This window comes from Tardiphaga sp. 709, from assembly GCF_032401055.1.
Classification (GTDB): Bacteria; Pseudomonadota; Alphaproteobacteria; order Rhizobiales; family Xanthobacteraceae; genus Tardiphaga.
The window spans coordinates 2,161,403-2,176,563 of sequence record NZ_CP135529.1 but is presented as its reverse complement, the minus strand read 5'-3'; the positions used below and the strand labels follow the sequence as shown (position 1 = coordinate 2,176,563).

13 protein-coding genes and 2 pseudogenes are annotated in these 15,161 nt (G+C 58.4%); 11 read left to right on the top strand and 4 right to left on the bottom strand.

Annotated features, from left to right (window positions below):
• Nucleotides 1–738: 738 nt before the first annotated feature.
• The gene (locus RSO67_RS10890) at nt 739–978 is read right to left on the bottom strand and encodes a hypothetical protein (RefSeq protein ID WP_315843484.1); all 240 of its coding nucleotides are present in this window, start codon (nt 976–978) and stop codon (nt 739–741) included.
• Between the two features lie 263 nt (nt 979–1,241).
• On the opposite strand from RSO67_RS10890, the gene RSO67_RS10885 reads away from it, so the two are divergent.
• The 4 genes from RSO67_RS10885 to mdoH all read left to right on the top strand — a co-directional run bounded on the left by RSO67_RS10885 (nt 1,242) and on the right by mdoH (nt 6,380).
• Nucleotides 1,242–1,556 (top strand): hypothetical protein, encoded by a 315-nt coding sequence (locus RSO67_RS10885; protein ID WP_315843483.1) that lies wholly within the window; start codon nt 1,242–1,244, stop codon nt 1,554–1,556.
• A gap of 15 nt (nt 1,557–1,571) precedes the next feature.
• Entirely contained in the window at nt 1,572–2,183 is a 612-nt protein-coding gene (locus tag RSO67_RS10880) for a hypothetical protein (protein ID WP_068738739.1), read from the top strand.
• 559 nt (nt 2,184–2,742) lie between these two features.
• Entirely contained in the window at nt 2,743–4,206 is a 1,464-nt protein-coding gene (locus RSO67_RS10875; protein ID WP_315844220.1) for a glucan biosynthesis protein G, read from the top strand.
• 14 nt (nt 4,207–4,220) lie between these two features.
• Nucleotides 4,221–6,380, top strand: a complete 2,160-nt coding sequence (gene mdoH / locus RSO67_RS10870) for a glucans biosynthesis glucosyltransferase MdoH (RefSeq protein WP_374725639.1) — start codon at nt 4,221–4,223, stop codon at nt 6,378–6,380.
• A 142-nt stretch (nt 6,381–6,522) separates the two neighbouring features.
• Here mdoH and RSO67_RS10865 read toward each other — a convergent pair whose 3' ends face one another.
• Nucleotides 6,523–7,533, bottom strand: a complete 1,011-nt coding sequence (locus RSO67_RS10865) for a DUF1236 domain-containing protein (protein ID WP_184511635.1) — start codon at nt 7,531–7,533, stop codon at nt 6,523–6,525.
• Nucleotides 7,534–8,387: 854 nt separating this feature from the next.
• Here RSO67_RS10865 and RSO67_RS10860 point away from each other — a divergent pair.
• From RSO67_RS10860 to RSO67_RS10845, 4 genes and pseudogenes are all read left to right on the top strand, one after another.
• A complete protein-coding gene (locus tag RSO67_RS10860) occupies nt 8,388–8,564 on the top strand; it encodes a DUF3606 domain-containing protein (protein ID WP_081422158.1) in 177 nt (58 codons plus the stop codon).
• Nucleotides 8,565–9,745: 1,181 nt separating this feature from the next.
• Nucleotides 9,746–9,886 carry a hypothetical protein gene (locus RSO67_RS10855; protein ID WP_315843482.1) on the top strand — a complete coding sequence of 47 codons (141 nt, stop codon included), beginning with the start codon at nt 9,746–9,748 and terminating at the stop codon, nt 9,884–9,886.
• 68 nt (nt 9,887–9,954) lie between these two features.
• A pseudogene (locus RSO67_RS10850) lies at nt 9,955–10,125 on the top strand (RlpA-like double-psi beta-barrel domain-containing protein); the annotation flags it as partial.
• 135 nt (nt 10,126–10,260) lie between these two features.
• Nucleotides 10,261–10,557, top strand: coding sequence for a hypothetical protein (locus RSO67_RS10845; protein WP_120286796.1), 297 nt, complete (start codon nt 10,261–10,263; stop codon nt 10,555–10,557).
• Between the two features lie 109 nt (nt 10,558–10,666).
• Here the strand turns inward: RSO67_RS10845 and RSO67_RS10840 are convergent, their stop codons facing one another.
• Together RSO67_RS10840 and RSO67_RS10835 are read right to left on the bottom strand one after the other, a co-directional pair.
• Nucleotides 10,667–10,993: a nuclear transport factor 2 family protein gene (locus tag RSO67_RS10840; protein WP_081422157.1), complete on the bottom strand. Its 327-nt coding sequence runs from the start codon at nt 10,991–10,993 to the stop codon at nt 10,667–10,669.
• Nucleotides 10,994–11,320: 327 nt separating this feature from the next.
• Nucleotides 11,321–11,458, bottom strand: a complete 138-nt coding sequence (locus RSO67_RS10835) for a hypothetical protein (protein ID WP_315843481.1) — start codon at nt 11,456–11,458, stop codon at nt 11,321–11,323.
• 890 nt (nt 11,459–12,348) lie between these two features.
• Here RSO67_RS10835 and RSO67_RS10830 point away from each other — a divergent pair.
• From RSO67_RS10830 to RSO67_RS10820, 3 genes and pseudogenes are all read left to right on the top strand, one after another.
• The gene (locus tag RSO67_RS10830; protein ID WP_081422133.1) at nt 12,349–12,576 is read left to right on the top strand and encodes a hypothetical protein; all 228 of its coding nucleotides are present in this window, start codon (nt 12,349–12,351) and stop codon (nt 12,574–12,576) included.
• 745 nt (nt 12,577–13,321) lie between these two features.
• A complete protein-coding gene (locus tag RSO67_RS10825) occupies nt 13,322–13,564 on the top strand; it encodes a ribbon-helix-helix domain-containing protein (protein WP_315843480.1) in 243 nt (80 codons plus the stop codon).
• 540 nt (nt 13,565–14,104) lie between these two features.
• Nucleotides 14,105–15,067: pseudogene (locus tag RSO67_RS10820) on the top strand (trehalose synthase); the annotation flags it as partial.
• Between the last annotated feature and the right edge of the window lie 94 nt (nt 15,068–15,161).

The following is a 15,161-nucleotide window of genomic DNA, read 5'->3' as shown; positions in this document are numbered from 1 at the left end:
ACGTTAGAAAATAGTTGGACCAATAGCCGACTGATGCATAACCGAACTATAAACAGAAATCCTAGGCGCGAAATGAACACAGACAATGGTGCGGACGAACACGTCATCTACCAAACGAGATTTCAGGGAAGGGTACTGGATTTCCGCGGGCGTCCCGTTTTCCTGAGATACGACTGCTGTGAGTTCGTCAAATGCCAGATACTGTTCGATGAGGGGACCACCAGCGTCGCTTTCACGTACTGCACGTTCGAAGATTGCAACATCGATGCAATCCAAGCCGACGAGCATCGAGGCGTGGTCGCTCGCGATAATATTTTCAAGCCGCCAATAGAAGATCGCAGGCTTGACTTAGAACGACGCTTAGCGGTGGCGCTCGCTGCGAGGGATGTGTCACGCGGACGGAGGTTCCCTTAATCGATCGATGTGCTCCTGAAATTGTTAATCACAACACAGGCGTGATGCCCACTCGATTAGCACTTCGGCAACGGGACCCATTGAGTGATCGATTCATGCCTGTCCCGCTTTCCGCTACGCGCGAAGGTGGCTGGGGCACTGCCGTTCGCTAAGGCTCGAGCCGCGCCGACATGTGCTGCAAGCGCGAGACGTCGTGGAGCGCTGGACATGCGATTGCGCATCCTTGCGATTAATCGCGTCGACTTTCGCTAATCGGAACCGCGACACCGTGGCCGGTCGGCACAAGCACCCGTCACCGATCGAGGTGACGGGTGCTGACGCGCGTCAGTTCTCTGTGCAGACCTGCATGGTCTTCATGCCGGTTTCGGCTTCCGTTCTGGTCTTGAACGTTCCGTTGTCGACAATCGTCGTTGTCGTGGTCGTTGGCTTCTTATCAACGATTGTGCACTTCTTGGTGGTGGCATCGCGCACCACGTAGTAGTCGCTGGAAACCGTCGTCGTTTGAGCGAAGGCCGAGGTACAAGCGAGGGCAGCCAGCGTTCCGGCGAGATAAAGTGTTTTCATGGTGTATCCTCCAATTGCAAAATTTGCGAGACGCAAACGCGTCAATCAATCCGCGCAATTGCCGAAAGTTCCCGATCATGGTTTGGCAGTGAGTTAAGCAACGGCATGCAAGCCGGCCATATGACCCGCCGTTGCGGGAAAGAATGGCATAAGCAAGGGATGTCGCGCCGCTATCGTAGCTCCAGGCCTTTTTTCGGCAATCAATGGAACGCGTCAGCTAACAGCTTGTTGGAGGATCCCAAACACCAACCTATGAGGGACCTATGAAACGCGTTTCGATTATCTGTGTCGCCGCTCTCCTGATCTCGGGAGTAGCCCATGCCCAGAGCCCGGCGGCAAAAGATCGTCCGGGCAACAATGCCGTCAACAGCGAGCAGAAGAACTCCAATGCGCCGGTCGCCGGACGCAACTCCTTCACCGAGGGGCAGGCCAAGAGTGCCATCGAAAAGGCTGGTTACACGAACGTCACCGAACTGAAAAAAGACGACAACGGCGTATGGCGCGGCAAAGCGACCAAGGGTGGCTCGACCAGCGCGATCAGCGTCGATTTCCAGGGCAACGTCAACGCAGCAAAGTAACCGGAAGGTAATCTCATGACCGTGACCATTTCACGTTTGTACGACTCGTATACGGAAGCGCAGAAAGCTGTCGGAAGCCTTGAGGCCGCCGGCGTTCCTCATGGGGACATCAGTATCGTGGCCAACAACTCCGAGGGCTGGTTCGACGGCAAGAAGGACCGCGACGGTGATGGCGTCGATGATCGCGCCGAAGCAGCCGGCACCGGTGCCGGAATCGGTGCAGGGATCGGCGGCGCTGCGGGCCTTCTAGCCGGACTAGGGCTGCTTGCAATTCCTGGCCTTGGACCAGTTGTCGCGGCAGGATGGCTTGCCGCCACGGCAGTCGGCGCTGCCGCCGGAGCAGCAACCGGCGGCATTGTTGGTGCTCTGACCGAGGCTGGCGTCTCCAAGGAAGATGCACCGCTTTACGCGGAAGGCGTTCGCCGCGGCGGTACGTTGGTCTCGGCAAAGGTCAACGAGGCCGATCGCGCGCGCCTCGAGGCGCTGATGAGCCCATCGTCAGTCAATCTCAATGATCGCCGTGTGGCCTGGGAGAAGTCGGGCTGGAGCGGGTATGACCCGGCAAGCCCGCCCTACGATGCGGGACAGGTGCGCAAGGAGCGAGAATTGTACGGTCGTTCCCGATAACAACGATGGCCCGCTTCGGCGGGCCATTTTTTTCACCGGAGGTCAAGCTCAGCAGTCAGGGCGGAGTGGTGTGGCGTGTCAGGCGGCCGATGCGAGACACCGGGGTACGCGACGGGGAATAATGAACAACCGGCGGGATAAATTGGCAGCACTAATGCGGATCAATGTAGCATCGTCGAAGCGCTGCGTCCGTCGTTGAAAGCTGATCTTGAGGGTTTTCGTGAGTCATCCGGCAGGGGGCATCTTGGCTGCCGCATTGAATGGTGACTTAGCGGCGTCGCACGGCGTGGCGATACCGGACAGCGCTATTTTTACTCGTTCTATGGTCAGTTCGCGCGCCGTCGACTGGCATTTGACACCGGCCAACCGCGGGTTGGGAAACGCCAGCGTTTAGTGAGGTAGAGTCGGGAAACACCGGCAATCAAGGCAAGCGCAGAGCGCTGAATGTTCCAGCTCGCGGAACTCGATGGTGCAGCGCGTGTTATTGCATATCACTCTGGCGTTTGGAGACACCTTGAACCGCAGACAACTTCTCGGCGCTTCGGCCGCTTTGCCATTGATGACGATTATCCCGCGCAGCGCCCGCGCAGCTCCCGGGCCTGTGCCGTTCGACGCCGCCGTGGTGCGGCAAATGGCGCGGGAAGCCGCCGCCAGGGCGTTCAAGGCGCCAGACAACAAGCTGCCCGACTCCTTCAAGGATCTGGACTACGACCGATACCGCGCACTGCGCTTTAATCCGGAGAAGGCTTTGTGGCGCGGCGAGAAGCTGCCCTTCGAGGTGCAGTTCTTTCATCGTGGCTCGTTCTACACCAATCGCGTCGATATCTATGAAGTGGCCAATGGCCAGGCGACCCAAGTCCCTTATCAACCTGAGCATTTCTCCTTTGGCGCTACGCCGCCCCCGCCGGCCGGCGCCGACTTAGGCTTCGGCGGCTTCCGGCTGCATGCCCCGATCAACAAGCCCGATTACTATGACGAGGTCTGCGTTTTTCTCGGCGCCAGCTATTTCCGCGCGGTGGCCAAAGGCCAAGTATACGGCTTGTCCGCGCGGGGCCTGTCCATCAACACCGGCGAGGCGACCGGCGAGGAATTCCCACAGTTCAAGTCCTTCTGGATCGAGAAGCCGGCGTCCAACGCCAACTCGATCGTAGTGCATGCGTTGCTCGACAGTGAAAGTGCCGCGGCCGCCTATCGGTTCACCATCCGGCCAGGCGATACGACCATTTTCGATGTAGAAATGGTCATTTATCCGCGGGTGGAAATAAAAAACACTGGCCTCGCGGCGATCACGAGCATGTTCTTCTTCGGTCCGAACGACCGCAAGGAAGTGGACGATTTCCGCCCTGCCGTGCACGATTCCGACGGTCTGGCAATTTTCAACGGGCGAGGCGAGCAGCTCTGGCGACCCCTGCATAACCCGCGCGATCTGCAGATCAGCTCTTTCGGAGACCGAAATCCGCGCGGCTTTGGACTGATGCAACGGCAGAAGGACTTCTCCGACTACCAGGATCTCGAATCAAGTTTCGAACGGCGCCCCAGTCTCTGGGTGGAGCCGATTGGCGATTGGGGCGAGGGATCGGTGCAACTGCTGGAAATTCCGACCAAGGAAGAGATTCACGACAATATCGGTACCTTTTGGCGTCCGAAAAACCCACTTCCAGCAAAGGGCGAACTCGCGTTTACCTACCGCCTGCATTGGGGGCCCGATCAACCGAAGCCGTCGGCGCTGGCGATCTTTTCACGCAGCGGCATCGGTGCGCGCGGTGACGATACCAAGCTATTTGTGCTCGATCTGATTGGCGACAAGCTCAAATCCATCGATCCCACCAAGATCAAAGGTGTTGTCACGGCCGAAAAGGCTGAAATCCGCAATATCGTAACACAGCGGAATCCGCAAAACGGCGGCTGGCGCCTGAGTTTCGAGATGCCGGTCAAGAGTAAGGCGCCGGTCGAATTGCGCGCTTCTTTGATGCAGGACGATCAGGCGATCTCCGAAGTTTGGGTCTATCGATGGACACCATGAATGTGAAGAACCAAATGCCGTTGGTTACCGTGCCTGCGGCTACGTTGCCGGCCGGCGCGGGCGAGAGGTTTCTACCGCCAGAGATGCCGCTGACGATGATATCGGATGGGCTCGCAGGGCCAGCCTCCTCCCAACGACGCGCGCAGTTCAGGCCCATGCCGACTGTTCTGCGGCGCGCTTACATCCTCCTCGGCACCGTGGCCCTGACCGCGGCCGGCGGCTACGAGATGTTCGAGGTGCTGAAGGTCGGCGGCGTGACCATCCTCGAAGGCATGGTACTGGCGCTCTTCGTGCTGCTGTTCGCCTGGGTCGCGTTCTCGTTCATGTCGGCGCTGGCCGGCTTCGTCCTACTGTTGATGCGCGCACGGGATCCGCTCGCCATAGAACCGCTTACGCCACTTGCGATGATCTCAAGCCGCAACGCGATGCTGTTACCGACCTATAACGAAGATCCCCATCAGATCACGGCGCGGTTGCGGGCGATGTGGGAATCTATATCGGAGACCGGTTACGCCGCGCAGTTCGACTGGTACGTGCTGAGTGACAGCACTGACCCTGCAATCTGGGTGGCCGAGGAAAAAGCCATTTTGAAGCTGCGCCGCGAGACTGCCAGCGATCGCATCTTTTATCGCCATAGGATGCGCAACACCGCGCGCAAATCGGGAAATATTGAGGATTGGGTCAAGCGGTTCGGCGCTGGGTATGATCACATGATCATCCTGGACGCCGACAGCCTCATGACTGGTGACACGATCGTGCGCCTGGTCGCCGGCATGGAGCAGCATCCCGGCGTCGGTCTGATCCAGACGCTGCCTATCGTTGTCAATGCGCGGTCGCTATTCGCACGGATGCAGCAATTCGCTGGCAGGCTTTACGGCCCGGTAATCGCCTCCGGAATCGCTTGGTGGCACGGCTCGGAAGGCAATTACTGGGGACACAACGCCATCATCCGCGTGCGCGCCTTTGCAGAACATGCCAGCCTGCCCGAACTTCCCGGGCGCAAGCCGTTCGGCGGCCATATTCTCAGCCATGACTTCATTGAAGCAGCTTTCATGCGGCGCGCCGGATGGGCGATCCACATGGCACCGAAACTGGGCGGCAGTTTCGAGGAATGCCCGCCGTCGCTCCTCGATTTTGCAGCGCGCGACCGCCGATGGTGTCAGGGCAATCTGCAGCACCTGGCTGTGCTGGGAGCGCCGCGGCTTCATTGGGTCTCGCGGTTGCATCTCCTGACCGGCATCGGTTCTTATTTAACTGCGCCGCTGTGGCTTATGTTTCTGGTGCTCGGGATTCTCATCTCGCTGCAGGCCCAGTTTGTGCGTCCGGAATATTTCGCAAAGGGATTTTCGCTGTTTCCGCAGTGGCCAGCCCAAGATCCGGTTCGCGCGGCCTGGGTCTTCGCCGGCACGATGGGTCTTCTGATCGTACCAAAACTGCTTGCCTACGTTTTGCTGCTCACCCAGGCCGAAAATCGAGCGCGGTTCGGCGGCGGCTTTCTTGCTTTGTCCGGCATCATCGTCGAGACTTTGCTGTCCGGCCTGATCGCGCCAGTGATGATGATCTTCCAATCGTCGGCGGTCGGCGAGATTCTGCTTGGTCGGGATGCCGGCTGGCAGGTTCAGCGCCGCGACGACGGCGTTGTCCCGATCCGCGAAGTGGTCAGAAAGTACGCGGTACCGACCGTGTTCGGTGTACTGATGGCGATTAGCGCTTATGCGGTGTCGCTACCGCTATTCCTGTGGATGACGCCGGTAATCGTAGGTCTGTGGCTGTCGATGCCGCTGGCCATCGTGTCGTCGCGCGCGCTGCAGCCAGGCCAGCACGCCCGCTTATTCGCAACTCCCGAACAGAATCTACCGCCGAAAGTACTGATTCGCGCAAAAGAGTTGGCCTTGGCGGCACCGATCTACGGCGCAAGCTCGCTGCACGAATTGCGTAAGGACATGGATCTGTGCGCGGCCCATTTGAGATCGCTGGTTGATGAGCCACGCAGCCGTGGCCAGATCGATTCCGACCTCGCCATCGCGCGAGCAAAAATTGTAGAAGCTGAGGATTTTGACGAAGCCGTCAGTTTTTTCAGTACGCGCGAGACTTTTGCGGCGCTGAACAGTCGGGTCGCGCTTCAGCAATTGGCTGCACTGCCCGATAAGGCACACGCCACGAAGTCAATCTGAGTAGGACCTGCCAAAATATAATACGGAAAAGTGCGCGAGCCCCCATATGAGAGCCATCGCACCCGAGGTTTCGGCCTTTGTAATGACATTGCGAAAAAAGAGGCGGCCCATTGGCCGCCTCGATTCACTTTGTGAAGTCGTGTCAGTCAATTTCGTCGATCACCACGCGCTCTCCGGGGTCGACCAGATAGGTGCGATTTTCGCGGTGGATGTAGCGGTAGTCGCGCAGTGAAGGAGCTTCTCGGTAAACGACGTCGGGAAATTCTTCAATCTCGACCGTTTCCGGTAGACGCTCGCCGCGGCGGATAACCGTCTTGGCCGTACTGCCGGTCGTTTGGCGCTCGGTTGTCCTCGTCTTGACGTGCTTGCGCACAACGTCCCGGTCCTTGTCGGTAAACGAGACCTTGGAGCGGGCCGGTGCAGGCGCGGCGGCCGTTGATCCACCGGAGCGCGGCAGCACAGTTACGATTTGCAAGGTCGAAGGTTCGACGATGACGATTTCGTCGCGCACCACAAAGAAGCTGTAGCCTCGATATTGCGGTACGACTTCGACGACCTCAGAGGGAAGCGTCTGCAGGCGGGTGTCGCGGGGAACAGAGGTGCCCACGGTCAGGGAAAAATTAACGTTGTTAAGAGGCTGCACGTTGAGCCGAGAAATCGACTGGGTAACACGCGTGCGCTGCTGGTCGTTAATATTGACGGAAGCATTGACGCTGGTCGATTGCGACTGCGCATTGTTGTTCGTCGAGGGAGCTTGCGCCGCGTTGTTAGAAGGAGACTGCGCCGTATTATTCGTTGTCGTTGGCTGCGCTGCAGCGTTAGCACCGCCGCTGGTCGGAGCCTGCATCTGGCCGCCGGCCGTTGCGGGCGCCGTGTTGGTCTGCGCCTGCGGGGGCTGCGATGTCGAAGACCCGGCCGCCGACGACGGAGCAGTCGTCTGCGCCTGCGAAGAGCTGGTGGATGTGCTTGGTGAAGTGGACGTGGACCGATCGTTGGTCGTATCGGGTGCCTTCTGAGTCGTAGGCGAAGAGGTGCTCGGGGACTGCGTTTGTTGTGTGCTAGGGGAGGTTGCTGTCGCGCTTGGCGACTGAGCAATTGCTGCGGTGGCGAACACCAAGCCGACCGCCGTGCTAAATAAGAAACGCGCCTTCATGATCAATTCCTCCATTTTTTTGTAGTCATCGTGAACGAGGAAGATACACGGTAGTTCCGATGGAAATCGGGAATAAGTGGCAAATTCTAATGACAAGGGTCTCTTCTCGGTCGCGTATGCATTGATGGCCGCGTGGCAGAGCCGGAGAGCGAGAGCCTGCCGCAATTGCACGGCGCCTGCTGATCATCACCGTCCCTGCGAGTTCAAGCCTGCTAACCGGCTCACTCCTTGTATTCTCGCAAAATCCGCCGGACTGCTCCGGCAATCAAGCAACCATTGTAATTGGGGAGTACGTCAAGGCAGACACACGCTCGTGGTGCACCGGCGACGCGCAAAGGGCTCAATCGCCCGACAATGACGTGACGGGAACCGTATTATGGTGTTTTAGCGGGACCAAAATTATTTGTAGGCGGGACGCATTGCGGGCCTACTGGGAACGGCGTCTCAACGACTGCCCGGCCTCGGAATTAGACGACCTTCAGCCGGTCCGCAGCGGGGTCGCAATTGCATACCTTTCCCGCGACGTACTCGTACTGGCCCGCTGGAGTTCACCGTAGAAGGTCAAATAAGCGTTTTCAAATGTGGGCCATCGAAACGTGAGTCGCTGGGAACAACGCTCAATTAGAGCTCTTGATCCCACGTCCTTGCATGCACGCAAACTCTTGCATAGACGAACTCGCCGCGCGGACCTTTGGGTTGGCGCGGCTCCTTTATGTGATCGTAAGGCTTTTACAGAGCGCTAACCTGCGCGACTGGCGGCAGCAATTCGCTGACCGTGCCAGATGGCTTTGAAGCGGTCTTGGCGGGAACTTGATGCCGCTGTCCGCTGTTCTAACAGGCGAATCGAGGCTGCTATGGACGATCTTAAAAAGAAAACTCGGCAAGATCGCAGCAAGATCAACATGCACGAAGAGCATGAAGTTCGATACTGGACCAAGCACCTCAAGGTTACGAAGGAGGAGTTGCAAAGCGTTGTCGAAAAAGTTGGCAACTCTGCCGCGACCGTGCGTAAAGAGCTCGCAATTTCATAATGGGAGGCGACCCTGACTACTGTCTCGCTCGCTGCGCTTCTTGATGAGTCCGTCGATATCGCTTTCGATTTTCTGCGGCGCTCTGGAGACCTGGACGATGTTCGTGAGGCTAACCAGTTCCTCACATTTCACGTAGCCAGACTGATGCGAGAGGGCATCACGAGCCGCCTTCTGTTATCCAATCGGGCCATCGCAGCATATCGATCTCGAGCGGCCAATGGCCCGCCAAGGGATGTCAAGCGCTCAGCAGGCTAGCGTGGAGTCTTACCGGTCCAACCTTCGCGCGTCGCCGAAGGTTGGAGGTCTGACGCCGACTTGGCCTTCGCCAACTGGGAGATCCCCGGCTAAGTCCTCAGGTCTAAGTCTGCGCTCGTTCTGGCCGCAATGCTCGTTGGATGGGCCCTCATTCAACGTCGAGGCCAAGCTCACGCAACGCTCGGGCTGGCTCAACCGAACCGAATGCGTCGCGGCGCTCCTCGGGATCATAGCGTCCTAACCGAAATGGGGAGCCGCCGAGCCCGGCGACAGCTTAAGGGATCATCTGCTAGCCGCCGGAAAGAACAGAATTCTTGGAATCCTTCCTGCGCCGACGGAAACCGGATTGTATGACCTTGGAAGAACGACCATCGGCTCCTCAAATAATCAGATCTGATCGACAACGTTCCGGTCAACATCCGCCTAGCTTAGTGGGGCCGCTCATATTGCAATTGAGCGACCCCGTGCCACGCAATTGAAATGTTGCCAGTACGAACGACAAGTCCGGCAACGTCACGCGACACTTTTGACGCTAAGCCCTTCGTTCATGTGCACAACACAAGCCGCTCCTTAACCTAACTACTCAACCTCACCGGCGAAATTCGTTAGCCGCTTCTCGCGGCTTGCGGAGCGGATTTCGCCATCGCCAGTCACCGGCGGCGCAGGGCACATCAGCTGAGTACAATCATAGGAGGCTCGGCGGCGTTGGGTTTTGGGGGTGGGAAGCCGCCGAGCCCGGCCGACAGCACCACACAACTGCCGCCCGCAGGAAAAAGCGGCAATATTAGATTTCGTTCCATCAAATAGCAGCCAATGAAATGGCCCGACGCTCAGCCGAATCCTCGAGCGGCGGGCCGACCGTCGCGTGTGCTTCCTAGGATCGCTCCGGCCGGGAAAATGTAGCATCAAACACAAATGGAAACTCAATGACCCGCCTTTTAGCGGCAGCCTGGCTGTGCGTGCTCTCCGTCAGGCCTGCTGCTGCTCAGAACTTCCTCGAAGGCGTCGTATCCCTCAACCTCACCATGACCAAGGAGGAAACCTGCATCGCTAGCCATACGGCGTAGGAGATGGCTATCACGGCCGCAGGACGGCCTCGGGCGAACGGTTCAACTTACGCCCTGGCGGCCGCACACCGCACCACGCGCTTCGGCAGCCACGTCACGATGATAAAGCCAATGATCGGTCGGTAAAAGTTCGGATCACGGATCGCGGCTCGTTTATCAAGGGTCGTTGCATCGATCTGTCTCGAGCAGCAGCCAATGCAATCGGCGTGGGTGGTATCGCGCGCGTCACCGTCCGGTAGCCCCACGAGCGGGTGACCCGGTCGTGTTTGCCTCCGGAACTTGTCCGGCTGTCGAACGGAGGCCGGGCTTTTTGTAATCCGTTGCGATGGAGTGTCTAATAGCCGGACAGGCACGGTGCCGACAGGGAGGTTGCAATGCGCGAGCAAAATCCATCCCGGACGATTAACTTTGGTCAGGCCATCGTTTTAATCGTTCTGTTCGCCATGCTGCTCTTCGCAATTGTCTGGTCGATGATGGCATGGACGTCAGCTGAGGACGCTGAGATGTCGATCCATGGTTGGATCGCCTTGGCGCTCGGGACGGTTTTCTCACTCGTTATTGGATGCGGCCTGATGGCCTTGATGTTCTACAGTAATAGAAGCGGCTACGACGACACGGCAAACACCGATTGGCGCAGCGAAAAAAAACCGCCAGATGATGAAGTCGGGTAGGTACCCGCGATTAGCCTGCAGCCGCTCTTGCTCGGCGCCGGCGATGGTGACCGGGCTTTTTATTCGACTAGCCTGATGACCCTCAGCGCGTTTGCGCGGTCAAGTGGCCCTAATTTGGCGGGCCGCATTTTTGGAAGGTGATCTGGCCAGCAGCATCAAATTCAAAGTCAGCCCGGATATTTGAGCCGTGGCAAACGTAAGTAATGGCAACGCCATCACGGGCCGGTTCGAGATTGTCCAAGTCCGCGGCCGGAGAATCTCTTAGGCGCTGCTCCCAATATGCACGTAAAGCCTCGCGACCATTTATCGTCGTGGCGCCGCCGCAACCACATTCGATCGTAGCGGCTTCGGCATAAAGGCCGAGAATACTTTCAAGGTCGCCTGAGCGATAAGCATCTAGCCAATCAACTACCGCGGCCATCGGGTCAAAGGACATTTTCTCACCTACTTGCCAAACGTATGCGTTTAACAAGCGATTTAGAAGTAGTCTAATGAATGCGTCCTGAATGGTTTATTCAGGGAAGTGGCCTGAAACCCACCGTGGACGGTATATCAGTATGTTAGTGGTGTTTGGTGATCGCCGTCCTCTTAGCACTTTGAAATCTGGGGATTGCTCCGATGGTCGGATCGACAGCACGAGCGAGCGCATTAACGATGCGCTAACCAAGCTCGATCAGCCTATCCAAGAATGCTGCGGCACCGGACGGGGAGCCGGCAGCCGCATCAGGATGCCGGCCGGTGTCATGCCCGGGCGGCTTTTTCGTCATTCGATCAATCGGATCACTTTGCGCCGATAGAGCCGATCCAGCGTGGCAACGAAGTCCCGATCGTCGAGCACGTCGATCAGCCGATCGACTGGATCAACGGCACTTCGCGAGCCCGGCCCGATGTAGTCTTTCAAAAGATTTCTCGCCGCGGTCACAGAACGTATTAGATGATCGATCTCATCTCGCTCACTCATTGGTCCCTCGCCAGCTTGGTCGCGCCACGCCGGCTCCTTCTTGCCCTAGTGATAGACGGGTTCATCCATCGGAAAAGGTTTGCATCGAGCCAAGCCGAGCGAACATTTGCGGTCTAGAAACTGGCCCCCGACACCAACAGAACCGCGCCGATTACCATTAGGAGAATGCCCGGCCAGTTGGTTCCGAGCCCCAAGAATCTCATGCCCCGCCGCGGTGGCTCCAGAGTGTCGCGAACTGGCCGGGAGGAATCTGGGCCGCTAAGCGATCCCCGCCAAATAGCGGCGCGTGCCATGTACAAGACGCCGCCTAGGACTAGCAGCGCGCCAAGGCCCATCAGGAACATTCTCGCCTCCGCATTCATCGCTGACACCCGCACGGACCGGGATTTTAAGAGCCGGCCGAATAATTCGTTCCGGGCTGGCCGATCGACAGGCGAGGCAGATTGCTGACGAAGTATACGCTAACAAAAAAAGCCCGCCGAAGCGGGCCTTTTCTCAATCAGAGAGAACCATACAGCTGGCGCTCTCTGCGCATCTCGTCCGCATCGAAGGTTTGCTCGCCGGATCGTAGCCAGTCCAGCCGCTTTTCTGCCAGGCGGGCTCCCTGGAAAGTAGAGAGCGAAGACGCTCATCGATGCAATACGTTTCATGTTCTTCACGAGCAGGGGGCCCGTCCAACTCGCACGTGCGAATGGTGTTCCAATCCCATCGCGCTCGATGGTGCGGTGCGATCCGACCAAGTGGCCAGCCAGATGATGTTTCCAATTGGTGAGCCGTGGAGGAACAGAGCAAGGCGAAGAGCTGTTATCAAGGGCAGATAGGAGTTACTGATGACACGTTCGATCCTTTTAATAGCTGCGGCAATCGTATTCTCCGGCACAGCCCTCGCGCAAAGCAGCGGAACGCTGGAGGAGCAGGCTGCGTGCCGTGCCAGCGTGAAGCGCTATTGCGCACAAGCGATTCAGGGCGGGGATATGATGGTGCTTTCCTGCCTTCAGCAGAATAGGCCGCGCATTTCGAAAGCATGTCGGCAAGTGTTATTGAAGCATGGCCAATAGGCGTGCTCAGGCGAAGGGCCCCGGCACTTGCTCCGGGGCCCCAGCTGTCCAGTAGAGTACATCCGTCCAACTGGACAGTTAGTTCCCGCCGCCCGCGCCACCCCCGGCACCGCCGCCTGCGCCACCACCTGCGCCGCCTGCACCACCGCCCGCGCCGCCGCCGCTAGTGCGGCCTTGGTCAACGTTGTTCATTGAGTTGGCGCCACCGGCTTTTCCTGCAGCTGCGTTTGAACCGCTGAGAGAGCTGGCGTTGTTGCCGCGTTCCGAGCCAACTGCGCCGGTCGTCCGGTCCGACGTTGTTGGTGCAGTGGGCGAGCTCGGCGTCGTCTGGGCGAGCGCCGGCGCTGCAATAAGTGTCAGTGCTGCACTTGCAATAAGAAGTTTTCGCATGTCGTTTCCTCTCGTGACGCCCCAACCGAGAAATGCAAACTAACAAAACCTGTTCCCGAACGACTTCACTTTTAGATGGGAACAATTTCTGGTTCTCGCATTTCTCAGAATGCCTCGCATGAGTGTGTCTTCGTAAGGCGTTCAATTTTCTGGTTGCCTCGCCGCGGCGCCCCGAGCGCCGGGGGACCCTTGAAAGTAGCCTCTATGTTGAAGAGTCCGCGACGATCCATCCGACCGATTTACGGCTACGCGCTCGGCTTCATCTTGTTGCTGGGTCTCATTGGAGCCGCGGTCTCGGTCATCAGAAACGAAGGTAAGGCACCTGTCGATCAGCAAACCAAAACGGTGAAATAGCGTGCCTCAGCCGAAAAGGAGAAAGCAGGGACTCGTTAAAGCCGACGGATCGAAGTCGAGCGTCAGCCTTGAGCCTGAGTTTTGGAGCGCTTTAAAGGAAATTGCCAGTGAACGAGGGACGAGCCCAGCAGCCCTTGTCAGACTCGTTGACCGCAATGGGCCTCAGGTGAACTTAACCTCGGCCGTGCGTCTGTTCGTCTTGCAGCATTTCAAAGCCAAAATAAAGGACGGGTCTCCCGCCTAACTTAGTCGGCAATTGGCAACGTTCGCATTGTGAATTCAATGCGGTCATCAGCAACCGGCCGGCAATGCTCAATCATCGTCATGTATGCCTCCGCTGGAAAATCCGCGAAATAAGCGCGCGCTCGTTGTCTGGCGGCATGACGGGCCGGGTAAATGTCTCGCGGGCGGACCCACTGTTAAGTCGAAGCTTTACACGTCGTGATCGAAGCCGTTCGCTCAACGACCGGGCTTCGTTTACGATCCTCAACTGGCCATAGCCCCTCTGCAAACTCTCAGAGCGGCGATTTACATCGTCCGGTCGAGTATTTCAGGCATGCGGGTCGCGAGGCCCAGGGTGTAGTCCCATAGAAGCCGCAGGTCCGTTTCCAGATGCCAGACCCTTTCCGGGTTCGCATTCCAGTCTTGCTGAGCGATGGTGCCCACGTTTACGTCGCCGGACCGGATGTCCATGTCTCGAGTAGGGCGGGAGGGCGATGGCGGGAGAGTTCGGGCGGGCATCACAGCGCCTTCGTGGCGTGCCGCTGTCCGGGCGGCGCTATAAGCCAATGTGCTGCCGGAAACCGACATGGAATATTTTGGCAGCGACGGCGACCGCATGCAGATGATGTTCAACTTTCACGTCAACCAGAAACTGTTCTATGCGCTGGCCTCCGGCGACGTGCGCCCACTGGCTGCGGCGATGAAGGTGACCAAGCCACGCCCGGCGACGGCGCAATGGGGCCTGTTCCTGCGCAATCATGACGAGCTCGATCTCGGCCGGCTGACCGAGGAGCAACGCCAGATGGTGTTCGCGAAATTCGGCCCGGACAAGGACATGCAGCTTTACGATCGCGGCATCCGACGTCGGCTGGCGCCAATGCTCGGCGGCGACCGACGCAGGCTCGAGCTTGCTTACAGTCTGATGTACACGCTGCCGGGTACGCCGGTGCTGCGCTATGGCGACGAGATCGCCATGGGTGATGATCTCACGCTGCCTGAACGCAACTGCGCGCGGACGCCGATGCAATGGTCGACCGAACCCCGTGCCGGCTTCACCAAGAGCGAAAAGTCAAAGCATCCTGTGATCGACAAGGGCCCCTACGGCTACAATCACGTCAATGTCGCCAAGCAGCGCCGCGATCCCAATTCGATGCTGAACTGGACCGAGCGCATGATCCGGATGCGCAAGGAGGTCCCCGAAATTGGCTGGGGCGACTTCACCATCATCGCCACGCGCAACCCTGCCGTGCTGGCGATCCGCTACGACTGGCGCAACAACTCCGTGCTGTTCGTGCATAATCTCGACGAACAGCCACGCGAAGTGTCATTCGCACTCGGCCTCGATGGCAAGCAGGGCGACCACCTGATCAATCTTCTGGCGGAAGACCATAGCCGCGCCGATGCCCGGGGCAAGCATCACCTGATGCTGGAAGCATATGCCTATCGGTGGTACCGCGTGGGCGGTCTAGATTATCTGCTCCGGCGCAGTGACATCGACAGTGATACGGATGCGCATCCGGCGTGAGGATGTTGCGCCCGGATCGCGGGACCAAGCCTGCGGCCCTCAGCGAGTACGCCGACATCAACGGAAGGCAGATGAAGAAGCTTCGCTCTAAAAC